19 protein-coding genes and 1 riboswitch are annotated in these 23,800 nt (G+C 73.6%); of the genes, 9 read left to right on the plus strand and 10 right to left on the minus strand.

Going from position 1 to position 23,800, the window contains the following annotated elements; translation table 11 throughout:
• The first annotated feature begins 71 nt into the window (after positions 1 to 71).
• The 3 genes from gdhA (at position 72) to ACFVHV_RS04560 (ending at position 3,623) form a co-directional block, all read left to right on the plus strand.
• The gene (gdhA, locus tag ACFVHV_RS04550; protein ID WP_380348751.1) at positions 72 to 1,466 is read left to right on the plus strand and encodes an NADP-specific glutamate dehydrogenase; all 1,395 of its coding nucleotides are present in this window, start codon (positions 72 to 74) and stop codon (positions 1,464 to 1,466) included.
• Between the two features lie 243 nt (positions 1,467 to 1,709).
• Positions 1,710 to 2,585 (plus strand): GyrI-like domain-containing protein, encoded by an 876-nt coding sequence (locus ACFVHV_RS04555; protein ID WP_380348753.1) that lies wholly within the window; start codon positions 1,710 to 1,712, stop codon positions 2,583 to 2,585.
• Between the two features lie 273 nt (positions 2,586 to 2,858).
• Positions 2,859 to 3,623: a VOC family protein gene (locus tag ACFVHV_RS04560; protein ID WP_359901697.1), complete on the plus strand. Its 765-nt coding sequence runs from the start codon at positions 2,859 to 2,861 to the stop codon at positions 3,621 to 3,623.
• On the opposite strand, the gene lnt is transcribed toward ACFVHV_RS04560, so the two are convergent.
• Both lnt and ACFVHV_RS04570 read right to left on the minus strand, forming a co-directional pair.
• Positions 3,599 to 5,206, minus strand: a complete 1,608-nt coding sequence (gene lnt / locus ACFVHV_RS04565) for an apolipoprotein N-acyltransferase (protein ID WP_380348755.1) — start codon at positions 5,204 to 5,206, stop codon at positions 3,599 to 3,601. The genes ACFVHV_RS04560 and lnt overlap by 25 nt on opposite strands.
• 79 nt (positions 5,207 to 5,285) lie before the next feature.
• Entirely contained in the window at positions 5,286 to 5,420 is a 135-nt protein-coding gene (locus ACFVHV_RS04570) for a hypothetical protein (RefSeq protein WP_380348757.1), read from the minus strand.
• A 134-nt stretch (positions 5,421 to 5,554) separates the two neighbouring features.
• Here ACFVHV_RS04570 and ACFVHV_RS04575 point away from each other — a divergent pair, with 134 nt between their 5' ends.
• The gene (locus ACFVHV_RS04575) at positions 5,555 to 6,700 is read left to right on the plus strand and encodes a tetratricopeptide repeat protein (RefSeq protein ID WP_380348759.1); all 1,146 of its coding nucleotides are present in this window, start codon (positions 5,555 to 5,557) and stop codon (positions 6,698 to 6,700) included.
• Positions 6,701 to 6,727: 27 nt separating this feature from the next.
• Here the strand turns inward: ACFVHV_RS04575 and cobN are convergent, their stop codons facing one another.
• Positions 6,728 to 10,351 carry a cobaltochelatase subunit CobN gene (gene cobN, locus ACFVHV_RS04580; protein ID WP_380348761.1) on the minus strand — a complete coding sequence of 1,208 codons (3,624 nt, stop codon included), beginning with the start codon at positions 10,349 to 10,351 and terminating at the stop codon, positions 6,728 to 6,730.
• Positions 10,348 to 10,524, minus strand: coding sequence for a hypothetical protein (locus tag ACFVHV_RS04585; protein WP_359901684.1), 177 nt, complete (start codon positions 10,522 to 10,524; stop codon positions 10,348 to 10,350). Before ACFVHV_RS04585 ends, cobN begins: the two co-directional genes overlap by 4 nt.
• Before the next feature lie 47 nt (positions 10,525 to 10,571).
• A riboswitch (cobalamin riboswitch) is annotated at positions 10,572 to 10,657 on the minus strand.
• A gap of 314 nt (positions 10,658 to 10,971) precedes the next feature.
• Between ACFVHV_RS04585 and ACFVHV_RS04590 the strand changes: the two genes are divergently transcribed.
• Genes ACFVHV_RS04590 through ACFVHV_RS04600 form a run of 3 tightly spaced genes read left to right on the plus strand, consistent with a single transcriptional unit; the run spans position 10,972 to position 14,476 of the window.
• Positions 10,972 to 12,339, plus strand: coding sequence for a hypothetical protein (locus tag ACFVHV_RS04590; protein ID WP_380348763.1), 1,368 nt, complete (start codon positions 10,972 to 10,974; stop codon positions 12,337 to 12,339).
• Entirely contained in the window at positions 12,336 to 12,962 is a 627-nt protein-coding gene (locus tag ACFVHV_RS04595) for a precorrin-8X methylmutase (protein ID WP_380348765.1), read from the plus strand. The genes ACFVHV_RS04590 and ACFVHV_RS04595 overlap by 4 nt, the downstream gene beginning before the upstream one ends.
• On the plus strand, positions 12,959 to 14,476 hold the full coding sequence (locus ACFVHV_RS04600) for a precorrin-2 C(20)-methyltransferase (RefSeq protein ID WP_380348766.1): 1,518 nt from the start codon (positions 12,959 to 12,961) through the stop codon (positions 14,474 to 14,476). The genes ACFVHV_RS04595 and ACFVHV_RS04600 overlap by 4 nt, the downstream gene beginning before the upstream one ends.
• A 124-nt stretch (positions 14,477 to 14,600) precedes the next feature.
• Here the strand turns inward: ACFVHV_RS04600 and ACFVHV_RS04605 are convergent, their stop codons facing one another.
• Complete coding sequence (locus ACFVHV_RS04605; protein WP_380348767.1) at positions 14,601 to 16,340, minus strand: TIGR03767 family metallophosphoesterase; 1,740 nt, start codon at positions 16,338 to 16,340, stop codon at positions 14,601 to 14,603.
• Positions 16,341 to 16,671: 331 nt separating this feature from the next.
• On the opposite strand from ACFVHV_RS04605, the gene ACFVHV_RS04610 reads away from it, so the two are divergent.
• Both ACFVHV_RS04610 and ACFVHV_RS04615 read left to right on the plus strand, forming a co-directional pair.
• Complete coding sequence (locus ACFVHV_RS04610) at positions 16,672 to 17,967, plus strand: cobalt-precorrin-5B (C(1))-methyltransferase (protein ID WP_359901669.1); 1,296 nt, start codon at positions 16,672 to 16,674, stop codon at positions 17,965 to 17,967.
• Positions 17,968 to 18,193: 226 nt separating this feature from the next.
• Positions 18,194 to 19,723 (plus strand): UDP-N-acetylglucosamine 1-carboxyvinyltransferase, encoded by a 1,530-nt coding sequence (locus ACFVHV_RS04615; protein ID WP_380348769.1) that lies wholly within the window; start codon positions 18,194 to 18,196, stop codon positions 19,721 to 19,723.
• A gap of 34 nt (positions 19,724 to 19,757) precedes the next feature.
• Here the strand turns inward: ACFVHV_RS04615 and ACFVHV_RS04620 are convergent, their stop codons facing one another.
• From ACFVHV_RS04620 to cbiE, 5 genes are all read right to left on the minus strand, one after another.
• Positions 19,758 to 20,264, minus strand: coding sequence for a protein phosphatase (locus ACFVHV_RS04620; protein WP_380348771.1), 507 nt, complete (start codon positions 20,262 to 20,264; stop codon positions 19,758 to 19,760).
• 50 nt (positions 20,265 to 20,314) lie between these two features.
• Positions 20,315 to 20,818: a DinB family protein gene (locus ACFVHV_RS04625; protein WP_359901660.1), complete on the minus strand. Its 504-nt coding sequence runs from the start codon at positions 20,816 to 20,818 to the stop codon at positions 20,315 to 20,317.
• Between the two features lie 204 nt (positions 20,819 to 21,022).
• Entirely contained in the window at positions 21,023 to 21,760 is a 738-nt protein-coding gene (locus tag ACFVHV_RS04630; RefSeq protein WP_380348840.1) for a cobalt-precorrin-6A reductase, read from the minus strand.
• The gene (cobM, locus tag ACFVHV_RS04635) at positions 21,760 to 22,521 is read right to left on the minus strand and encodes a precorrin-4 C(11)-methyltransferase (RefSeq protein WP_359901657.1); all 762 of its coding nucleotides are present in this window, start codon (positions 22,519 to 22,521) and stop codon (positions 21,760 to 21,762) included. The genes ACFVHV_RS04630 and cobM overlap by 1 nt, the downstream gene beginning before the upstream one ends.
• Positions 22,518 to 23,756 carry a precorrin-6y C5,15-methyltransferase (decarboxylating) subunit CbiE gene (gene cbiE, locus ACFVHV_RS04640; RefSeq protein ID WP_380348772.1) on the minus strand — a complete coding sequence of 413 codons (1,239 nt, stop codon included), beginning with the start codon at positions 23,754 to 23,756 and terminating at the stop codon, positions 22,518 to 22,520. Before cbiE ends, cobM begins: the two co-directional genes overlap by 4 nt.
• Positions 23,757 to 23,800: the final 44 nt, after the last annotated feature.

Raw genomic sequence — 23,800 nt, forward strand, 5'->3', positions numbered from 1 at the left:
CTGGGCACGTCCCTCAGGCCCGCCGGGACACCGCGCACGCCCATCGACGACCACGGAAGGGTCCTGACCAGATGCCGCTGACCCCCGCCACCCCCCACTCCTCCCTCGACTCCTCCCTCGACGCCGAGCGGCGCGCGATAGAGGCGCTCTACGCGGACGTGGTCCGCCGCAACCAGGGCGAGGACGAGTTCCACCAGGCCGTCCACGAGGTGCTGGAGACCCTCGCGCCGGTGCTCGCCCACCGCCCCGAGCTCCTCGACGCCCGGATCATCGAGCGGATCTGCGAGCCCGAGCGGCAGCTGATGTTCCGGGTGCCGTGGACGGACGACTCCGGTGACATCCACGTCAACCGCGGCTTCCGGGTGGAGTTCAGCAGCGCCCTCGGGCCGTACAAGGGCGGGCTGCGCTTCCACCCCTCGGTGAACCTCGGGATCGTCAAGTTCCTGGGCTTCGAGCAGATCTTCAAGAACGCGCTCACCGGTCTGCCCATCGGCGGGGGCAAGGGCGGCTCCGACTTCGACCCCAAGGGCCGGTCGGATGCCGAGATCATGCGGTTCTGCCAGTCCTTCATGACCGAGCTCTACCGCCACCTCGGCGAGTACACCGACGTGCCGGCCGGGGACATCGGCGTCGGCGGCCGGGAGATCGGCTACCTCTTCGGCCAGTACAAGCGGATCACCAACCGGTACGAGAGCGGCGTGCTCACCGGAAAGGGCCTGGGCTGGGGCGGCGCGCAGGTCCGTACCGAAGCCACCGGCTACGGCTGCGTCATGTTCACCTCCGAGATGCTGCACAGCCGCGGCGAGAGCCTGGACGGGCGCCGGGTGGTCGTCTCCGGGGCCGGCAACGTCGCGGTCTACGCGATCGAGAAGGCCCAGCAGCTCGGCGCGACCGTGCTCACCTGCTCCGACTCCTCCGGTTACGTGGTGGACGAGAAGGGCATCGACCTCGACCTGCTCAAGGAGGTCAAGGAGGTCCGGCGCGGCCGGGTCTCCGACTACGCCCGACTGCGCGGTGGCCACGTCCGGTTCGTCGAGGGCCCGGGCGTGTGGAGCGTTCCCTGTGACGTCGCGCTGCCCTGCGCCACCCAGAACGAGCTGGCGGAGGCCGACGCGCTGGCCCTGGTGCGCAACGGGGTGCTGGCCGTCGCCGAGGGCGCCAACATGCCCACCACCCCGGAGGCGGTGCGGGTGTTCCAGGAAGCCGGGGTGGCCTTCGGTCCGGGCAAGGCGGCGAACGCCGGCGGCGTCGCGACCAGCGCCCTGGAGATGCAGCAGAACGCCTCGCGCGACTCCTGGACCTTCGAGCACACCGAGGAGCGGCTGGCCGGGATCATGAAGCACGTCCACGACTCCTGCTTCACCACCGCCGAGCGCTACGGCCACCCGGGCAACTACGTGGTCGGTGCGAACATCGCCGGCTTCGAGCTGGTCGCCGACGCGATGCTGGCCCAGGGCCTGATCTGAGCCGCTGACGCGAGGCCCGCTGGCGCAAGGCAGCTGCCTCGGCGCCGCCGAGGCAGCACCGCCGAGTCCGAGCCGCCGACGGCCGTCACCCGACGGCCGTCGCCCGGTGATCGGTACCCGGTGATCGGTACCCGGTGATCGGTACCCGGTGATCGGTACCCGACCGGAGCGGGCACCGATTGTCGGGTGCGGCAGGGTGTGTCCTTCCTACGGTGAGTGTCACAAGGGAAGGACGGGGTTGGCGTGCTGGAGCACCTGAACCGGGCGATGGACCGGATCGAACGAGACCTGGACCGCGAGGTCGACGTGGCCGAGCTGGCGCGGATCGCGATGACGTCGGAGTACCACTTCCGGCGGCTGTTCTCGATGCTCGCCGGGATGCCGCTGTCGGAGTACGTCCGGCGTCGGCGGCTCACCGTCGCCGGGGCCGAAGTCCTCGACGGCGAGCGGACGTTGCTCGACATCGCGGTCCGGTACGGGTACTCCTCGGGGGAGGCGTTCGCCCGGGCGTTCCGGGCCATGCACGGAGTCGGGCCGGGCGAGGTCCGGCGCGACGGTGCGGTGCTCGTCTCCCAGCCCCGGATGTCCTTCCGACTCGTCGTGGAGGGGAGCAGCAGCATGGAATACCGGATCGTGGAGAAGCCGGACTTCCGGATCGTCGGCAAGAAGGCCCGGGTCACCCTGATCTACGTGGGGATCAACCCGGGGATCGCCGAGTTCATCAAGGGGCTCGACAAGGACACGGTCGCTCGGATCGCGGCCCTGTCCGGGGACGACCCGGCCGGGATCCTTTCGGTGAGCGACGACTTCGCGCCGAACCGCGAGGAGGGGTCCGAACTCGACTACTGGCACGCGGTGGTGGCGCGCGAGGGTGTCGCCGTCCCGGCGGATCTGGACGTGCTCGACGTCCCGGCCGGCACCTGGGCGGTGTTCACCAACACCGGGCCGTTCCCGCAGGCCCTGCAGGAGATGTGGGGGGACGTGGCGAGCCAGTGGTTCCCGTCCAACCCGTACGAGGCCCGGCCGGGTCCGGAGATCCTCCGGGTCCGCCCCGTGCCGGGGACGGGCGACGCCGAGGCGGAGCTGTGGATCCCGGTGGCACGGGCCGTGCGCAGCTGACGGATGGCGGGCGGCAGCCGGCGGGCACCAGCCGTCAGGCGCCTGTCGCCGGACGCCCGCCGCCGGACAACAGCCGACAGATAACCGATGACGAATAACAGATGACAGCTGACAGATTTCGAAATCTGTCAGCTGTCATCTGTTCGTCCACCCCGTTCGGCCCACCATCGCCCGCCAAGCTCCGCCCCCGCCCCGCATGCTGGGGCGGGAGGTGCGGGGGCCGAGGCGCCGAAAAACCCGGGAGTTCCCGAGCAAGCTGCGAGGACAGACGCCATGAAGCAGACCTCCGTGACCACCAACGCCCCCTGCTGGACGGAGCTGGGCACCTCCGACCCGCCCGCCGCCCTGGCCTTCTACACCGAGCTCTTCGGCTGGCAGGTGGACGACACGGCCCGCCCCGGGCACGGCGACTACGCCCAGATGCTGGTCGGGGGAGCCCCGGCCGCCGCCATCACCCCGCGCTACGCCCCGCAGCAGCCGATCGCCTGGACGGTCTGCATCGCGGTCGCCGATGCCGACGCCACCGCCGCGAGGGTCAAGGAGTCCGGCGGCCGGGTCCTGAAGGACCCCACCGACGTCTCCGACTTCGGCCGCTTCTCGGTGGCCGCCGACCCCTCCGGCGCGGTGCTCATCGTCTGGCAGGCCCGCGCCTTCCGGGGCGCCGGGGTGTTCAACGAGCCCGGCTCGCTCGGCTGGGTGGAACTGCTCACCCGTGACCCGGCCGGCGCGCTCGCCTTCTACCCGGAGGTCTTCGGCTGGTCCGTCGCCCCGTCCGAGCACTACCCCCAATGGGGCCTGGACGGACGGGACTTCGGCGGCATGCTGACGATGGACGACCGCTTCCCGCCCCAGGTGCCGCCGCACTGGCTGCCGTACTTCGCGGTCGCCGACGTCGACAACACCGTCGGTCGGGCGACGGCGCTCGGCGGGGACGTCCTGATGCCCGCCACCGGACTGCCGGGGGGACGACGGATCGCCGTGCTCCGCGACCCCCAGGGCGCCGCGTTCGGGGTCTACACCGCCGGCGCCGAGGGCTGACCGGCCCGCCGGGCGACGCGCGAGCGCCGCCACCCGGCCACGGCCACCAGCGCCGCCCCCGCCGTGACCAGCAGCGCCCCGAGCGGCACCACGTCGCCGATCCGGTCGTACCAGGTCAGCGTCCCGGGCGCGGTGAGCGGCAGTCGGACGGTCAGCGCGCCGGTGCCGCCGGTACCGAGCCGGGCGAGCTCCCGGCCCTGGGCGTCGAAGGCGGCCGAGACCCCGGTCAGCGAACCCTGCACGGCCGGCCGCCCGGTCTCGGCGGCCCGGATCGCCGCCAGTGAGACGTGCTGCTCGGGCGCCCAGGTGCGCTGGAAGGTCGAGGTCGAGGACTGGTAGACCAGCACCCGGGCGCCGTCCCGGGCGGCGGTGCGGGCCATGTCGGGGAAGGCCGACTCGAAGCAGATCAGTGCCCCGACGGGCAGCGGCGCGCCGGCCCGGTCGGTGGCGGGCAGGAGGTGGAAGGACGTGCCGGGCGCCCGGTTCTCGCCCGCCGCCCGGCTGACCCCGGCGATCCAGCCGAGCGCCGGCCGCAGCGGGATGTACTCGCCGAACGGCACCAGCCGGATCTTGCGGTAGCGGTCCACCACGCCGGCGGGGGAGACCAGTACAGCGTCCTTGGAGATCCGCCCGTCCGCCTTGCGCGCGTCCTCCCCGGCCACGACCTCGGCGCCGGTGGTCGCGGCGAGCCCGCGCAGCGTGTCCAGTGCGGCCGGGTCGCGGTCCAGGTCGGCGGTGGTGCTGCTCTCGCCCCACACGACCAGGTCCACCGGCTGTCCGACGAGTCCGGCCGTGATCCGCGCGCTCGCCTCGAACCGGGCCCTGGGGTCCTCCACGATGCCGGGCTGGACCAGTGCCACGGTCGCGGCCCCGTCCCTGGCGGGCGCCTCGCGCAGGGCGAACAGCAGCGGGCCGGAGGCCAGCACCAGCACGACGGAGCCGGCGGCGACGGCCCGCGGTCGCCGGTGCACCGCGGTCAGCGCGATCAGCACCCCGGTGTTCACCGCCGCCACCGCCGCACTGACCAGCCAGATCCCGCCGGCCGAGGCCAGGGCGAGGATCGCCGGGTGCCGCCACTGGGTGGCGCCGAGCAGCGCCCACGGGCCGCCGAGCGCGGGCCAGGACCGCGCGTACTCGGCGGTCACCCAGACCGCCGGGACGACCAGGAGCGCCAGGAGCGCCCGCCGGGCGGAGAGCCGGGGGTGCAGCAGCCGGTGCACGGTGTACCCGACGCCACTCTGGAGCGCCCCGAGCAGCACCGCGAGCACCGGCAGCCCCGGCCCGATGGACGGGACCAGCCAGGACATCGCGGTCAGGATGAACCCCGCGCCGAACCACCAGCCGCGCACCGCCGCCTCCCGGCCCGACGGCGCCCGCTGCATCAGCAGCAGCCCGGGCACCAGCGCGATCCACGCCAGCCACGCCTGCCCGGGTTCGGGGAGGGCGAGCACCGGAACCGCTCCGGCCGCCAGCGCACCGACCCGCCCCCGGTACCGGTGCGGCGCGTGCGGCTCCCGCCCCTCGGTGGGGGTCGTGGTCGTCGTGGTCGGAGCAGGGCCGGTGGGAGCGGTGCGGCGCGACATGCCCCGTATTGTCCGCTCGGACCGCCCTCGGTGCCAGATGGCCGCACGCGAGGCCGACGCGGACCGGCGGGTCGGCGAATCATCGGAACAACTGGATCACCCCCGAAATCACCTGGGTGAGGAGATTGGCCGCGGAAAGGAGGTTGACCGCGACTTTGATGCGCTCGTGGAGTTTCCCGTTCCCGGCCGTGCTGGTTTCGGTGTTCGTCGTCATGCTTCAAATCTGGTGTACCGGGACGTGTCGAATACGGGGCCGGGCAAAGCGTTACCGAGTGATACGTGGCGGGACCCGGCGGGACGGGAGTGGTGTAACGTTTTACGAGGGATTACGGAAAAAGGGGGCAATACGTGCAAAATGGTGGAGCGCTCGCCGACCTGACCATGCGGCTTCGCGAGCTGCACCTCAACGCCGGCGAGCCCAGCACCCGGCGGATCGCCGCCGGGACCGCCGGCGCGGTGAGCCACAGCACCGTCCACCAGGCGCTGACCGGCAAGCGCCTGCCCAGGTGGGGCGCGCTGGAGCTGATCGTGGAGGCGCTCGGGGGAGATCCGGAGGAGTTCCGCGCCGCCTGGAAGTCCGCTCGGCTCCAGGAGGACAGCCCGGAGGAACCCGCCGACCGGGCGATGCCCGCGGACAGTCGCCGCTATCGGCTGTCGGAAGGGACGGAAACGGGTCTGGGGAGGCAGCGCATTGCGTACCGCATCGCCGAGAGGATGCTCGACTCCGAAAATCCTCAAGAAGCTGCGAAATTCCTGAAGAAGGAATTCGAAGGAAACCCTCGGAGCCCGTTGACGGTGTTGTACCTGCGCGCTCTGGCCAAGTCGAATGACAGCGGGATCACAGCTGTTCTGAAGGTGCTCCGGGGCGTGGACATGGAGTCGGCGGACGCGGCCGAAGCGGTCGCCGATTACCTGGAGGACCACCTCGGGGACGTCGAGGCGTCGCTCGGACACATGCTGAACGCCCTTCGGCTCGACCCCGGCAACGGGCTGTACGCCTGGTCCGTGGCGGGCTATCTCGACTACCTGAACCGTCCCGAGGAGGCTCTGCCGTACTACCGGCGGGGCGCCGAGCTATTCCCGACCGACAACCTCTGCGTGGCCGGCTGTGCCAGGGCGTTGGTCAAGGCCGGCCGGTTCGCCGAGGCCGAGCGGGTCGCCCGGTCGTCGGGCAGCGACGACATCGAGGTCAAGGAGTGGCTTGCCCAGGCCCTGGCACTCCAAGGGAAGTTCGACGAGGCGGAGCAGGAGCTGCGCCCGTTGACGGACCGGGCGTACATCGCGCAGATCCTGGTCCGGATTCTGCTGACCGCCGAGAGGTACGACGACGCGCTGAAGCTGGTGGAACGACGCGTCGACGACGACCACGTCGGTCTCGCCTTCCAGGCCACCTACCTGGACGTCCTGATCGCCGCCGGCCGGGCCGAGGAGGCCGACCGCTGGCGGGCCCGCCTCGAAGCGCAGTGGTGGGAACGCGAAGGCCGCCGGTCCTGACACCGGCGGCCTCCGCCCAGCGGGGCGTCAGTCCTCGCCGCCCTCCAGGTCACCCTCGGTCTCCAGGAACGCGGCCTGCAGCTGCTCGATCAGCTGCGGGTCCGGCTGCTCCCACAGCCCGCGGCTCGCCGCCTCCAGCAGCCGCTCGCTGATCCCGTGCAGCGCCCACGGGTTGGCGCCCGCGAGGAACTCCCGGTTGACCGGGTCGAGGACGTACTCCTGGGTCAGCTTCTCGTACATCCAGTCCGCGACCACGCCCGTGGTGGCGTCGTAGCCGAACAGGTAGTCCACCGTCGCGGCCATCTCGAAGGCGCCCTTGTAGCCGTGGCGGCGCATCGCCTCGATCCAGCGCGGGTTGACCACCCGGGCGCGGAAGACGCGGGCGGCCTCCTCGGTCAGGGTGCGGGTGCGGACCGTCTCCGGGCGGGTCGAGTCGCCGATGTAGGCGGTCGGCGCCTTGCCGGTGAGGGCGCGCACGGTGGCCACCATGCCGCCGTGGTACTGGAAGTAGTCGTCCGAGTCGGCGATGTCGTGCTCGCGGGTGTCGGTGTTCTTCGCGGCGACGGTGATCCGCTTGTACGCGGTCTCCATCTCCTCGCGCGCCGGGCGCCCGTCCAGCCCGCGGCCGTACGCGTAGCCGCCCCAGACCGTGTACACCTCGGCCAGGTCGGCGTCGGTGCGCCAGTCCCGGCTGTCGATCAGCTGCAGCAGGCCCGCCCCGTACGTGCCCGGGCGGGAGCCGAAGACCCGGACGGTGGCCTTGCGCTCGTCGCCGTGGACGGCGAGGTCGGCCTGGACGTGGGCGCGCACGTAGTTCGACTCGGGGGACTCCTCCTGGGCGGCGGCCAGGCGCACCGCGTCGTCCAGCAGGGCGACGACGTGCGGGAAGGCGTCCCGGAAGAAGCCGGAGATGCGCAGCGTGACGTCGATGCGCGGACGGCCCAGCTCCTCCAGCGGGATCGGCTCCAGGCCGGTGACCCGGCGCGAGGCGTCGTCCCAGACCGGGCGCACGCCGAGCAGGGCGAAGGCCTCGGCGATGTCGTCGCCGGCCGTGCGCATCGCGCTGGTGCCCCAGAGCGAGAGCCCGACCGAGGGCGGGTAGGCGCCGTCGTTGTCGGCGGTGTACCGCTCGACCAGCGAGGTGGCGAGGGCCTGGCCGGTCTCCCAGGCGAGCTTGCTGGGGACGGCCTTCGGGTCGACGGAGTAGAAGTTGCGGCCGGTCGGCAGCACGTTGACCAGGCCGCGCAGCGGCGAGCCGGACGGGCCGGCCGGGACGAAGCCGCCCTGGAGCGCGTGCAGCACGGCGTCCAGCTCGTCGGTGGTGGCGGACAGCCGCGGCACCACCTGGGTGGCGGCGAAGTCCAGCACCTGGCGGACGGCCTCCTGGACGGTCTCCGGCAGCTCGGCGGTGACCTTCTCGACCGCCTCGGGCGCCCAGTCCTCCGCCTCCATGGCCTCGACCAGGGCGCGCGCCTTGGCCTCGGCCGCGTCGGTGGCACCGAGGGTGAGCGCCGCCTCGTCCAGGCCGAGCGCCTCGCGCAGACCGGGCAGGGCGCTGACGCCGCCCCAGATCTGCCGGGCGCGCAGGATGGCGAGCACGATGTTGACCCGGTCGGTGCCGGCCGGAGCCTGGCCGAGGACGTGCAGACCGTCGCGGATCTGGGCGTCCTTGACCTCGCAGAGCCAGCCGTCGACGTGCAGCAGGAAGTCGTCGAAGCCGTCGTCCTCGGGGCGCTCGTCCAGGCCGAGGTCGTGGTCGAGCTTGGCGGCCTGGATCAGGGTCCAGATCTGGGCTCGGATCGCCGGCAGCTTGGCCGGGTCCATCGCGGCGATGTTGGAGTGCTCGTCCAGCAGCTGCTCCAGGCGCGCGATGTCGCCGTAGGAGTCGGCGCGGGCCATCGGCGGGACGAGGTGGTCGACGAGCGTGGCGTGGGCGCGGCGCTTGGCCTGGGTGCCCTCGCCCGGGTCGTTGACCAGGAAGGGGTAGACCAGCGGCAGGTCGCCGAGGACGGCGTCCGGGCCGCACTCGGCGGACAGCGCGGCGGTCTTGCCGGGCAGCCACTCCAGGTTGCCGTGCTTGCCGAGGTGGATCACCGCGTGGGCGCCGAAGCCGCCGTCCTCCTGGGCGGCCTCGATCCAGCGGTAGGCGGCCAGGTAGTGGTGGCTCGGCGGCAGGTCGGGGTCGTGGTAGATGGCGACCGGGTTCTCGCCGAAGCCGCGCGGCGGCTGGATCAGCACGAGCAGGTTCCCGGAGCGGATCGCGGCCAGCACGATGTCGCCGTCCGGGTTCTGCGAGCGGTCGACGTACAGCTCGCCGGGGGCCGGGCCCCAGTGCTCCTCGACCTGCTCGCGCAGGCCCTGCGGGAGGGTGGCGTACCAGCGGCGGTAGTCGGCCGCGGGGATGCGCACCGGGTTGCGGGCCAGCTGGTCCTCGGTGAGCCAGTCCTGGTCGTAGCCGCCGGCCGCGATCAGGGCGTGGATCAGCGCGTCGCCCTCGTGGCCGCCCTCGCCGTCGTCGAACGAGGGGAGGTCGTTCCCGAGGTCCATGCCCTCCGCGCGCAGCCGCTCCAGCAGCCGCACCGCACTGGCCGGGGTGTCCAGGCCGACGGCGTTGCCGACCCGGGCGTGCTTGGTCGGGTACGCGGACAGCACCAGGGCGAGGCGGCGCTCGGCGGCCGGAACGTGCCGAAGCCGGGCGTGCTTGACGGCGGTGCCGGCGACCCGGGCGGCGCGCTCCGGGTCGGCGGCGTAGACGGTGAGGCCGTCCTCGTCCAGCTCCTTGAAGGAGAACGGGACGCTGATCAGGCGGCCGTCGAACTCCGGCACGGCGATCTGGGTGGCGGTGTCCAGCGGGGACAGGCCGTCGTCGCTGGCCTCCCACTGGGCGCGCGACCAGGTGAGGCAGAGCGCCTGGAGGATCGGGCGGTCGAGGGCGGCCAGCGCGCCCGCGTCCCAGGCCTCCTCGTCCCCGCCGGCCTGGGCGTCGGCCGGGCGGGTGCCGCCGGCGGCGAGCACGGTGGTGACGATCGCGTCGGCCTCGCCGAGCGCGGCCAGCAGCTCCGGCTCGGCGCCGCGCAGCGAGGCGCAGTAGTAGGCCTTGGCCCGGGCTCCCTGGTCCTCGACGGCCCGGCAGAGCGTCTCCACGAAGGCGGTGTTGCCGCTCATGTGGTGGGCGCGGTAGTAGAGCACCGCGACGGTCGGGCCCTCGGTCGTACGGGCTTCGCGCTCCAGCGGGCCCCAGGCCGGGGCGGAGGCGGGCGGGGCGAAGCCGTGGCCGGTCAGCAGCACGGTGTCGGAGAGGAAGGCGCCCAGCTCGGCGAGGTTGGCCGCGCCGCCGTGGGCCAGGTAGGCGTGCGCCTCGGCGGCGATGCCGGCCGGGACGGTGGACAGCTCCATCAGCTGGGCGTCGGGGGCCTGCTCACCCGTCAGGACGATGACCGGGCGGGGGCCGGCCAGCAGCGTGTCCAGGCCCTCCTGCCAGGCGCGGCGCCCGCCGAGCAGGCGGACCACGACGAGCTCGGTGCCCTCCAGCAGCGCGGGCAGGTCCTCGGGGGTGAGTCGGGCCGGGTTGCCGAGCCGGTAGCGCACCGGGCCCTCGGAAGCGCGGGCGCTGAGCAGGTCGGTGTCGGACGTCGACAGCAGCAGGATCATATGAAGGCCCTCCCGGCCTCGTCGGTGGCCAGGGCGGCCGGGATCTGGGCCGGGTCGGCCGCAGCGGTGGCCGGAGCGGCCGCGCGGTCGACCGGGGTGGTCGTGGCGGCGGCCGGAACGGCCGTGATGGCGGCCGGGGACGCGGGCGCGGGCATGCGACAGCGCTGGAACATGTCTGCCTTCCTCGGGGTCCGCGCCCCGGGCCGGTGGAGGACGGCAGGAGTTCCTGGCTCCCGCGGCCGACCGGTCTACCGGTGAACCGCGGTCACAGTGGCGGGACCGCACCGGGTTCGCACCGGTTTCCTCCCCTGCGCCGTCGCTGGCGTGTGGGCGGCCCGCTGGGACCGCCCGTCAGCATCGTACGGGGTACGGCTGACCTGGGGGAGAGTGAGCTTTCGGACGTTCGGGCATGCGAGGCGACGACGAGGCGGGGGTGAAGCGGGGCCGAAGCGGGGCCGAAGCGGGGCCGAAGCGCGACGAGGCGGGGCCGAGGCGGGGGGCGTAGCGGGGCCGAAGCGGGAGGCGAGGCCGGTGGTGAAGCCGATGAGGTGGTCGGCGTGCGACCGAGGTGCGGCCCGGGTGTGATGCAGCGGACGGAGGCAAGCGATCGGATCATCTGTATGCTCGCCGCCATGCCACCGACACCCGACGCCACCGCGCCGGGCGCCGCAGGACCCGACCGGGAGGTGCCCGACCGGGGGCGTGCGGACGCCTGCCCCGGAGCGCTTCGTCTGCATACGGCCGACGACGGCGCCCTCGCCCGGATCCGCCTGCCCGGCGGGCTGCTGACGGACCGTCAGGCCCTCGCGCTGGCCGAGGCGGCCGAGGCCCTCGGCGACGGTGAGCTGGAGACCACCTCGCGCGGCAACGTCCAGCTGCGCGGCCTGGCCCCGCACTGCGCGGCCGAGCTCGCCGACCGCCTGCGCGCCGTCGGACTGCTGCCCTCGGACACCCACGAGCGGGTCCGCAACATCGTCGCCTCGCCGGCGGCCGGACTGGACGCCGCGGGCGGCCCCGGCAGAGCCGATGTACAGGCCTGGGTGCGGGAGTTGGACGCACGACTGTGCGCGAGCGACTGGGCGGCCGGGCTCTCCGGCAAGTTCCTGTTCGCGCTGGACGACGGGCGGGGCGACGTCGCCGCGCTCGACGCCGATGTGACATTGATCGCAGGCCCGGACGGCACCCGGCTGCTGCGCCTCGGGCGCGCCGACCGCGGACACCCGGTCGAGGCCGGGCAGGAGGTGACGGCCGTGCTGGAAGCGGCCCGCTCCTTCCTGGCGGTGCTGCGGACCAACGGGCGCAAGGCCTGGCACCTGCGCGAGGTCCCCGACCTGCTGCCGGCCGGCCCGGTGCCGCTGCCCGCCTTCGCCGGTGCCGCGCCCGCCGTCGGCGCGCTGCCCGGCGGGCTCTCGGTGGGACTGCGCTTCGGCCGGGCGGGCGCCGGACAGTGGCGGGCGCTGGTCGCCGCCTCGGCCGGCGAACTGCGACTGACCCCCTGGCGCGGAGCGGTGCTGCCCGGGGCTCCGGCCGACCGGCTGCCGGCGCTCGCCGCGGCCGGCTTCCGCACCGAGCCCGGCTCGGCCTGGGAGCGGGCCACCGCCTGCACCGGGCTGCCGGGCTGCGCCAAGTCGCTGGCCGACGTCCGCTCGGACGCGGCCCGGGCATTGGACTCCGGCGCCGCTGCGGCAGGCGGTGCCGCGTTGGACGCCGGTGCCGCTGCGGGAACGGGTCTCGCGGTGGGGGCCGGTGCCGGGCCCGCAGGTGTGCTGCCCGTCCACTGGTCGGGCTGTGAACGGCGCTGCGGCCACCCGGCCGGGCGCTGGGTGGACGTGCTCGCCACAGGGCGCGGCTACCGGGTGACGGTGAACGCCGCGGGAGCCGGTGCGACGGCTGCCGATGCGGTGGACGTCAAGGACGCGACGGGCGTCGACGTGACGAACGAGGAGATGGCCGAGGCGGTCGCCGAGGCCAGGAGGACCACGAAGTGATCGAGTACGAGAAGGACGGCGCGTCCATCTACCGCCAGTCCTTTGCCACCATCCGCGCGGAGGCCGATCTGGCCGCCCTTCCGGCGGACGTCTCCCAGGTCGCGGTGCGGATGATCCACGCCTGCGGGATGGTCGACCTGGTCGAGGACCTGGTGTACTCGCCCGGTGTGGTCGCCTCCGCGCGCGCCGCGCTGCACGCCGGTGCGCCCATCCTCTGCGACGTCAACATGGTCGCGAGCGGCGTCACCCGCAAGCGGCTGCCCGCCGACAACGAGGTGATCTGCACCCTCACCGACCCGTCGGTGCCCGAACTCGCCCGGAAGATGGGCAACACCCGCAGCGCCGCGGCCATGGAGCTGTGGCTGCCCCGGCTGAAGGGCGCGGTGGTCGCCGTCGGCAACGCGCCGACCTCGCTGTTCCGGCTGCTGGAGATGATCGAGGCGGGCGCACCGCGACCGGCCGCGGTGATCGGCGTTCCGGTCGGCTTCATCGGCGCCGCCGAGTCCAAGCAGGCCCTGGCCGAGCACCCGTCCGGCCTGGAGCACCTGGTGGTGCGCGGCCGGCGCGGCGGCAGCGCGATGGCCGCCGCCGCCGTCAACGCGATTGCGAGCGAAGAAGAGTGACGGAGCATCAGAACCCCACGGGCCGGCTGTACGGCGTCGGGCTCGGCCCGGGCGACCCGTCGCTGGTGACCGTCCGGGCCGCCGAGCTCATCGGCAAGGCCGACGTGGTGGCCTACCACAGCGCCCGGCACGGGCGGTCCATCGCGCGCTCGATCGCCGAGCGGTATCTGGCGGGCGGTCAGATCGAGGAGAAGCTGGTCTACCCGCTCACCGTCGAGACCACCGACCACCCGGGCGGCTACCGCGGCGCGCTGGACGACTTCTACGAGGAGGCCGCCGCCCGGCTGGCCGCCCACCTGGACGCCGGGCGCGACGTGGTGGTCCTCGCCGAGGGCGACCCGCTCTTCTACGGCTCCTACCAGCACATGCACAAGCGGCTCGCGCACCGCTACCCGACCGAGGTGGTGCCGGGCGTGACGTCGCTCAGCGCGGCCGCCGCCCGGCTCGGACAGCCGCTGACCGAGGCCGAGGAGACGCTCACCGTCATCCCCGGCACGCTGCCCGAGGAGGAGCTGACGGCGCGGATCGCGGCCGCCGACTCTGCCGTGATCATGAAGCTGGGGCGCACCTTCCCGACCGTCCGCCGGGCCCTGGAGCGGGCCGGGCGGCTGGCGGACGCGCAGTACGTGGAGCGGGCCTTCATGGCGGGGGAGCGGGTCGCGCCGCTCGCCGAGGTCGAGGACGGGACGGTGCCGTACTTCTCGGTCGCGGTGCTGCCGAGCAAGGTCGCTCCGCTGGAGCCGGAGATCCGGCTGTCGGACGGCGTCGGCAGTGTGACCGTGGTCGGCACCGGGCCGGCCGGACCGCTCTGGCTGACCGCCGAGGCGCGCGGCGCGCTGTCCGAGGCCACCGACCTGGTCGGCTACACCACCTACCTGGACCGGGTGCCGGAACGGCCGGGGCAGCGGCGGCACGGCTCGGACAACAAGGTGGAGTCGGAGCGCGCCGAGTACGCCCTGGACCTCGCCCGGCGCGGCCACCGCGTCGCGGTGGTCTCCTCGGGCGACCCGGGGGTGTTCGCGATGGCCACCGCGGTGCTGGAGGTCGCCTGCGAGGAGGCGTACCGGGACGTCCCGGTGCGGGTGCTCCCGGGGATGACCGCCGCCCATGCGGCCGCCTCCCGGGTCGGCGCCCCGCTCGGGCACGACTACGCGACGATCTCGCTCTCGGACCGGCTCAAGCCCTGGGACGTGGTGGCGAAGCGGCTGCGCGCCGCCGCCGGGGCGGACCTGGTGCTCGCGCTGTACAACCCGGGCTCGAAGTCCCGGACCACCCAGGTCGGTCTCGCCCGGGACCTGCTGCTGGAGTACCGGGCGCCGGAGACCCCGGTGGTGATGGCCCGCGACGTCGGCGGCCCGACCGAGCGGGTGCGGATCGTCCGGCTGGGCGAGCTGGACCCGGCGCTGGTCGACATGCGGACCGTCCTGCTGATCGGCTCCTCGCAGACCCGGGCGGTCGAGCGGGGCGGCGGCGTGGAGGTCGTCTGGACGCCGCGGCGGTACCCGGAGGAGTGACGGGCGACGGATGACAGCGAACAGATTTCATCATCTGTTCGCTGTCATCCGTCAGCTGTCATCCGCCATCCGTCGACTGTCGGCCGTCACCCGTTGGCGGCCGTTCGCCGGACCCCGGCCGCTGCTACCGGGTCGGCTTGGTGAGCAGCAGCTCCGTGTTGTGGTCCCCGTCCGTGCCCAGCAGTGCCGTCGGCCGGCCGTTCGGGTCGTTGTACGACAGCTCGCGGTAGAGCGCCGCGAGGTTGGCGTCCGAGGTGCTGCCGAAGTCCGTCCCGTACGGTGCGGAGGACTCGATCAGCGTGGTGAACAGCGAGAGCGTGCCGTCCCCGTTGTCCGCGATCTCGATGATCCGCCCGTGCTGCGGGTAGTCGATGTGCGAGGCGGTGTTGATCTCCCAGAACGCCCGCTCCGGCACCGCGTGGCCGTGCGGCGTGATCTTGTTCATGTGGGTGTGCCCGTTCACCCACGCGACCACGTTCGGGTAGCGCTGGAGCAGCGCCACCAGCTCGTTGCCGTCGTGCCGCCCCTCGAAGATGTTGCGCGGGTCCGGCAGCAGGTTGCCCATCGTGCCGCTGGTGTGGTGGCTGAAGACGAGGATCAGCTCGTCCGTGCTCCCACCGGTCACCTTGCGCCCGTCGGCGTCGTACCAGTGTCCGCTGTGCGCCTTCAACTGCTGCTCCAGCCAGCGCAGTTGCGCGGTGCCCAGCGAACCGTCGGCGAACCCGGCCTGGTTGGTGGTGTCCAGGCTGATGCCGACCACCTTCTCCGAGATGCGGAAGGTGTAGTAGAGCTTGCCGCTGTTGGCCATGTCCGAGGTGAAGCCGTGCCCGTACGGGCCCGCGCCGGTGACCGCCGGGTTCAGGTGGGCCTTGGCGAACTCCTTGAGCGTGAACGGCCGGCGGCGATCGTCCGGGGTGATCCTGCGCACCAGGTCACCGCTGGCGATCAGCTTCGCGAGCAGCAGCACGGCGCCCGCCGGGTCGCGGCGCAGCGAGTCCATCAGCTGGGCGGCCGTGGCGTCGTCGCAGCCCTCCAGCTTGTACTGGCCGGCGTACAGGTCGTTCAGCAGCCCGAGGTCCGGCAGCGAGCCCTCGATGCTGTCGTCGTGGTTGCCGACCGTGGTGTACCAGGGCGTGCGCAGGCCGGGCGCGTCGAAGGGGCGGCCGGCGGCGGACAGGAAGCCGGGTATCTGCGGGAAGCCCTTCGCCTTGTAGCCGTCGCTGTAGGAGAGTTCGGGGTTCCAGTAGGCGGCGTTGCCGGAGTTCTGCACTCCTTCGTAGCGGTTCGGGTCACCGGTGTTCTGGGCCAGCCGGCCGCCGCCCATGACCTTGAGGTACCAGTCGAGTTCGGCGAGCTCGTGGTTGTCGGTGTTGTCGCCGGTGGCCATCACCATGCTGAACGGCATCCCGGTGTAGGGGCCGCCGGCGAGCGAGTTGACCCGCTCGACGAGGGCCGAGACACCGCGGGCGTTCAGGGCCTCCTGCGGCCGGTAGGCGCTGCCGTTGAGCTTGGCCAGGTACTCGAAGCGCACCGGGGACTCGGTGTCCACCAGGTGCAGGTCGCTGAACTGGACGAAGCTGGCGAGGCCGGTCCGGCGGTCGTCCCGCCCGGTGGTCGCCGACGCCAGGTCGCCGCGCACCATCAGCGGCCAGCCGGGTCCGGCCGTCAGCCGCTTGTAGCCACCGGTGCCGACCGGGGTGGCCACCTGCTCCAGCGTGGTCCCGGTGATCCTGATCGCCCGCTCGGCCGTCGTCGCCAGCGCCCGGTCGCGCGCCGCGGCCGAGGCGAACTGCGCGCCGCCCAGCGACAAGGCCGACCAGGCAGCGGCCACCGACGTACCGGTGAGGAACGTACGCCGACTCATCCCTGCCACAAAAACCCCCACATGCTGATGGCCCGGCGGGGCGCTTCGACCCCGGCCGGGCCCACGTCTGTCATGAACCCGCTTCTGGCGGACCGCCAGATTACTCACTGGTAGGCACGGTGGGCGAGGCCCGTGCGGAGAACTCTTCGGGAACGCGGGGCAGCGGCCCCGTGCGGCTCGTGCTCGGGATTCCTCCGCACCGCGCGGGACGCGGGTGCCGCCACCCCGGTCGGGTCCCACCCGGCCCGGTGGGGGAAAATCGGCGGCGGCGGCCGGTGTGGCCGCCGGAGCGGAGCAGGACGGCGCGGGCGCCGTCGGAAACGGGGCGCAGGTGGCCGCAGCGGGAGCCGAGGCGGGAGCCGGAGCAGGAGGCCGGGCCGGCCAGCTGAAGAGCAGCGGCCTGCGGCCCGGCTGGACGACGGGGGCCTGCGCCACCGCGGCCACCAAGGCGGCGTACACCGCGCTGCTCACCGGCGAGTTCCCGGACCCGGTGGTCATCACCCTGCCCAAGGGTCAGCAGCCCGCCTTCGCCCTCGCCGCCGAGGAACTGACCGCTGCCGAGGAACTGACCGTCGCCGAGGAGTCGGCCGCCGCCGGAGAGCCGGCCACGGCCGAGGAGTCGGCTGCCGCCGCGAACCCCGTCGCCGGAGAGCCGGCCGGTGCGCCCGACAAGCCCGACAGGCCCGGTGCGCCCGGCCCCGACCGGCGCATCGCCGCCATGGCCGGGGTGGTCAAGGACGCGGGCGACGACCCCGACGTCACCCATGGCGCACTGATCCGCTCGACCGTACGGCCCGGCGCGCCCGGCACCGGGGTGGTGTTCCGGGCCGGTCCCGGGGTGGGGACGGTCACCAAGGCCGGCCTGCCGCTGCCGGTCGGCGAGCCCGCCATCAACCCGGTGCCCCGGCAGATGATCCGGGACGCGGTAGCCGAGGTGGCCGCCGCCCGCGGGGGCAGCGGGGACGTGGTGGTGGAGATCTCGGTCGACCACGGCGAGGAGATCGCCCGTTCCACCTGGAACCCCCGGCTCGGCATCCTCGGCGGTCTGTCCATCCTCGGCACGACCGGGGTGGTCGTCCCCTACTCGTGTTCGGCCTGGATCGACTCGATCCGCCGCGGGGTGGACGTGGCCCGGGCGGCGGGGCGCACCCACGTGGCCGGCTGCACCGGGTCGACCTCGGAGAAGGTCGCGGTGGCGGAGCACGGGCTGCCGGAGGACGCACTGCTGGACATGGGCGATTTCGCCGGCGCCGTGCTCAAGTACCTCAAGCGCCACCCGGTGCCCCGGCTGACCATCGCGGGCGGCTTCGCCAAGCTGTCCAAGCTCGCGGCCGGCCACCTCGACCTCCACTCGGCGCGCTCCCAGGTGGACAAGGGGTACTTGGCCGAACTGGCCCGTCGGGGCGGGGCCGACGAGGTGCTGGCCGGGGCGGTCGCGGGCGCCAACACCGCACTGGAAGCGGTGCAGTTGTGCCGGGCGGCCGGGGTGCCGCTCGGGGATCTGGTCGCCGAGGCGGCCCGGGCGACGGCGCTCGGCGTGCTGCTGGGCTCGCCGGTCGCGGTGGACGTCATCTGCATCGACCGCGCGGGCACCGTCGTCGGCCGGGCGGAGCCGCTCGGGCCGTGACCCTGCCCGCCCGTCGCGCGGCCTGCCCGTGAGGTCGTCGGGGCGTGGCCTCGTGGGGCCGTGGCCTCGTCGGGCCGTGACACTGTCACGAGTGTCACGACGGCGTGACAACCTCACCTGGTGATGTGAAGAACTGACGTCCATACGGGGCGAGAAACGGACAAATGGAGTACCACGCCGGGCCCCAGTTCTGTCGCCATCTCAACCATGAGATATCGTCTGGCGAGTGACAGGCGACTACCTCACCCGTATCGGCACCCTCATCCGTACCGCGCGCCAGCACCGCGGCTGGTCCCAGGCGCAGCTCGGAGAGGCCCTCGGAACCAGCCAGAGCGCGGTCAACCGCATCGAACAGGGCAAGCAGAACGTCAGCCTTGAGATGATCGCCCGCATCGGCGAAGCCCTCGACAGCGAGATCGTCTCCCTCGGCTACTCCGGCCCGATGCACCTGCGCGTCGCCGGCGGCACCCGGCTCTCCGGTGCGATCGACGTCCGCAGCAGCAAGAACGCCTGCGTGGCGATCCTCTGCGCCTCGCTGCTGACCACCGGCCGCACCACGATCCGCAGCGTCGCGCGGATCGAGGAGGTCTACCGCATCCTCGAGGTGCTCACCAGCATCGGCGTCAAGAGCCGCTGGATCAACGAGGGCCGCGACCTCGAACTCACCCCGCCCGCCGAGCTGGACCTCGCGGCGATGGACGTCGAGGCGGCCCGCCGCACCCGCAGCGTGCTGATGTTCCTCGGCCCGCTGATGCACCGCGCCCAGCACTTCGCCATCCCGTACGCGGGTGGCTGCGACCTCGGCACCCGCACCGTGCAGCCGCACCTGACCGCGCTGCGCCGCTTCGGCCTGGAGGTCGCCACCACCGGCGGCGCCTACCACGCCTCGGTCGAGCCGGGTGCCCCGATGGACCGCCCGATCGTGCTGACCGAGCGCGGGGACACGGTCACCGAGAACGCCCTGCTGGCCGCCGCCCGGCACGACGGCGTCAGCGTCATCCGCAACGCCTCGCCCAACTACATGGTCCAGGACCTCTGCTTCTTCCTGGAGAAGCTGGGCGTGAGGATCGAGGGCATCGGCACCACCACCCTCACCGTGCACGGCGTCCCGCAGATCACCTGCGACGTCGACTACACCCCGGCCGAGGACCCGGTGGAGGCGATGAGCCTGCTGGCCGCCGCCGTCGTCACCTCCTCCGAGCTGACCGTCCGCCGGGTGCCGATCGAGTTCCTGGAGATCGAGCTCGCCGTGCTGGAGGGCATGGGTCTCGACTACGACCGCACCCCCGAGTACCGGGCCCACAACGGTCACACCCGGCTGGTCGACCTCACCGTGCGCCCGTCCAAGCTGACCGCGCCGATCGACACCATCCACCCGATGCCGTTCCCCGGCATCAACATCGACAACGTGCCGTTCTTCGCCGCCATCGCCGCGGCCGCGCACGGCACCACGATGATCCACGACTGGGTGTACGACAACCGCGCGATCTACCTGACCGAGCTGACCCGCCTCGGCGCCGACGTCAAGCTCCTCGACCCGCACCGGGTGCTGGTCCAGGGGCCGACCCGGTGGCGCGCCGCCGAGATGATGTGCCCGCCGGCCCTGCGCCCCGCCGTGGTCATCCTGCTCGCCATGCTCGCCGCCAAGGGCACCTCGGTGCTGCGCAACGTCTACGTCATCAACCGCGGCTACGAGGACCTCGCCGAGCGCCTCAACTCCATCGGCGCCCAGATCGAGACCTTCCGCGACATCTGAGAATTCTGACGGAACGTCATGCCGCTGACCGGCCTCACCCGTTGAGGCCGGTCAGCAGCACGGCGACCTCCAGTCCGGTGTCCAGGTAGTCCACGAACACCGGGTTGTTCAGGGCCCAGGGCGAGCGCCGTTCCCGGACCAGCCGGACCGCCTCGCCGCTCTCGTGGCCGAGGCCGATGAGCGCCTGCGCCACCACCAGGCCCGAGCGGTTGTACCCCGAGTGGCAGCGCACCAGCGTCCGCCGGCCCCGGCGGACGGCCGACTCGGTGAGCCCGGCCGCCTCCTGGACGGCGAGCAGCTGACCGGGGGAGAGCGGGGCGTCGGGCACCTCCCGGACGACGTGCTCCACTCCCGGTGCCGGACCGTGCCCGGAACGGGTGAACAGGCTGACCACCAGGTCGAACTCGGCCCGTACGATCGCGAGTTCCAGCTCGCTGCCGGGCCGGGTGAAGTAGTGCCCGCCCATCCAGAGCCCGGGGACGATCTCGTTCCAGGGCTCGGACGGCCCGGGGGTGTCGCGTTCCTTCTGACGGGTCCGCACGCTCTGCTCGCTCCCTCGTCGTCCGGCCGCGTCCGGCGCCGCGTCCGGTGCTACTCGCCGGTGGTGCCGTCGAGGTGCTCGCGGAGCAGATCGGCGTGGCCGTTGTGGCGGGCGTACTCCTCGATCATGTGGGTGAGGATCCAGCGGAGCGAGAAGACCTCGTCGCCGTAGTGGCCCAGGACGTCCAACGACTCGGCGGCGGAAACGAGTTCCCGGGCGCGGTCGCACTCCCGGCGCCAGATCGCGAAGGCCTCGTCGGGGTCGGCGGTGTCGGCGTCGAACTCGGCGAAGGACCCGTCCGGGTGCTTCCAGAATCCCGGCAGGCCCTCGTCGTTGAGGACGTTGCGGAACCAGCCGCGCTCCACCTCGGCGAGGTGGCGGACCAGCCCGAGCAGGGAGAGCCCGGACGGTTCCAGCACCCGGGCGCGGAGCTGCTCCGCGGTGAGGCCCGCGCACTTCATCGCGAGGGTGTCGCGCTGGTAGTCCAGGAAGCCCGCCAGAGTGGCGCGTTCGTCGGCGGTGCGGGGAGTCTGCGTGCGCTGATCATCGGTCATCGGGCCATCCTTCCCGACGTCCGCCGGGGCCGCCCCGCAATTTCCGCGGGACGACCGGGCGAGCGGGCACCAGCACGACGGCGAGCGGGTACCAGCGCGACGGCGAACGGGCACCAGCACGACGGCGAGCGGGTACCAGCGCGACGGTGAGCAGCCGCAGCGCCCGGGCCGGCTGGTGCCCGGGCCGTCCAGCGCCCGGGCCGGCTAGCCCAGGTGCTCCAGCCAGCGCAGTGCGCCGGGGACGTCCGGTGCGACCGGGACGCCTTCCGTGACCGGCGGGCGTTCCACGATGATGACGGGCAGGCCGAGTCCGCGCGCGGCGGCCAGCTTGGGGGCGGTCGCGGCGCCGCCGCTGTCCTTGGTGACCAGGACGTCGATGTCGTGTTCGCGCAGCAGTGCCTCTTCGCCGTGGATCGTGAACGGCCCCCGGTCCAGCAGGACTTCGAACGAGGGCGGTACCGGGGGCTCGGGCGGGTCCACCGAGCGGGCGAGGAAGTGGACCCCGTCCAGGTGGGCGAAGGCGCCGACGCCCTGTCGTCCGACGGTGAGGAAGACCCGTTCCCCGCGCCGGGGCAGCAGGTCGGCCGCCGCGGCGAGGGAGGGGACGGGGAGCCAGCGGTCGCCGTCGACGCGGGTGAAGCCGGGGCGGCGCAGCACCAGCAGCGGGACCGCGGTGGCGGCGGCCGCGAGGGCGGCGTTCCGGGAGATGCCGGCGGCGAACGGGTGGGTGGCGTCCACCACCGCGTCCACCTGCTCGGTGCGCAGCCAGTCGGCCAGACCCTCCGGTCCGCCGAAGCCGCCGATCCGCACCTCCCCGGCGGGCAGCCGCGGCTGGGCGACCCGGCCGGCCAGCGAGCTGGTGACCCGGTGCGCGGTCGGGGCGAGCTCGGCGGCCAGCGCCCGCCCTTCGGTGGTGCCGCCGAGGATCAGGACGTGCCGCATCACGCCCCGCAGGGCTCGTGCGGGCGCTCGCGGTCCGCCGAGTAGAGGTGGCTGTCGCGGAACTGCTCGGCGGCCAGCGTGCGGCCGACGAGGATGACGGCGGTGCGGACCACGCCCGCCGCCTTGACCTGCTCGGCGATGTCGCCGACGGTGCCGCGCAGCACCAGCTCGTCGGGGCGGCTGGCCATCGCGACCACGGCGGCCGGGCAGTCCGCGCCGTAGTGGGGGAGCAGCTGCTCGACCACGTCGTCCACGTAGCCGGCGGCCAGGTGCAGCACCAGCAGGGCGCCGCTGCGGCCGAGGGTGGCGAGGTCCTCGCCCTCGGGCATCGGGGTGGCGCGCTTGGCGATCCGGGTGAGGATGACGGTCTGGCCGACGGTCGGGACGGTCAGCTCCCGCTTCAGCGCGGCCGCGGCGGCGGCGAAGGCGGGCACACCGGGGACCACCTCGTACGGCACGCCGGCCGCGTCCAGGCGGCGCATCTGCTCGGCGACGGCGGAGAAGACGGACGGGTCGCCGGAGTGCAGCCGGGCCACGTCCTGGCCGGCCCGGTGGGCGGCGACCAGCTCGGCGGTGATCTGGTCCAGGTTGAGCTGGGCGGTGTCGATCAGGCGGGCGCCGGGCGGGCACTCGTCCAGCAGCTCGCGCGGGACGAGGCTGCCCGCGTACAGGCAGACCTCGGCGCGGGCCAGGATGCGCTGGCCGCGCAGGGTGATCAGATCGGCGGCGCCCGGGCCGGCTCCGATGAAGTGGACGGTCACGAGGCGTTCTCCTGAGGGGTTTCGGGCTTGACTGCGGACCACTGGGTGACCGGCATGGCCTGGCGCCACCCGGTGAAGCCGCCCACCGGGACGGCGTGGGCGACGGCGAGTTTGACGAGCTCCCCGCCGTGGCGCCGGTACCACTCGGTGAGCAGCGCCTCGGACTCCAGCGTCACGGTGTTGGCGACGATCCGGCCGCCCGGGCGCAGCGCGGCCCAGCAGGCGTCCAGCAGGCCGGGCGCGGTGAGGCCGCCGCCGATGAACACGGCGTCGGGGGTGGGGAGTTCGGCGAGAGCGGCGGGGGCGGGGCCGGTCACCACGCGGAGCCGGGGCACCCCGAGTGCGGCGGCGTTGCGGACGATCCGCTCGGCCCGCGCCGGGTCGCGCTCGATGCTGACGGCCCGGCAGTCGCGGTGGGCGCGCAGCCACTCGACGGCGATCGAGCCGGAGCCGCCGCCGACGTCCCAGAGCAGCTCGCCGGGGGAGGGGGCCAGCGTGGCGAGGGTTGCGGCGCGGACGTGGCGCTTGGTGAGCTGGCCGTCGCTCTCGTACGCGGCGTCGGGCAGGCCGGGGACGAGGGAGGCGCGGGGGCCGTCGCCGAGGTCGACGGCGATGACGTTCAGCGGGTCGCCGGGCGGGTGCGGCCAGCCGTCGGCGGGGCCGTCGAGGTGGCGTTCGGCGGGGGCGCCGAGCTGTTCGAGCACCCGCAGGCGGGCGCCGCCGAAGCCGCGGGCGGTGAGCAGCTCGGCCACGGCGGCCGGGGTGGCGGCGTCGGCGCTGAGCACCAGCAGGCGGCGGCCGGGGTGGAGGGCGAGGGAGAGGGCGTCCAGCGGCCGGCCGACCAGGCTGACCACCTCGGTGGCCTCCAGCGGCCAGCCGAGCCGGGCGCAGGCGTAGGAGACGGAGGAGGGGTGCGGCAGGACGCGCAGGCGCTCGGCGCCGACGGTCTCGGCGAGGGTGCGGCCGATGCCGTAGAACATCGGATCGCCGCTGGCCAGGACGGCGATGCGGCGGCCGGCGTGGGCGGCGAGCAGTCCGGGGACGGCGGGGCGCAGCGGGGACGGCCAGGGGACGCGCTCGGCGGTGACCTCGTCGTGGGGGAGCAGATCCAGCTGGCGGGGGCCGCCGACGACGGTCTCGGCCTCCCGCAGCGCGGCCCGGGAGCCGGCGGCGAGGCCGGGCCAGCCGTCGGCCCCGATCCCGACGACGGTGATCGGGGGTGGCAGCTCGGGCACCGGGTGGCTCCTCGTCGTTCGATGGGCCGATGAGCGGGAAATCT

Source organism: Kitasatospora sp. NPDC127116, from assembly GCF_042677365.1.
Lineage (GTDB): Bacteria > Actinomycetota > Actinomycetes > Streptomycetales > Streptomycetaceae > Kitasatospora > Kitasatospora lactacystinica.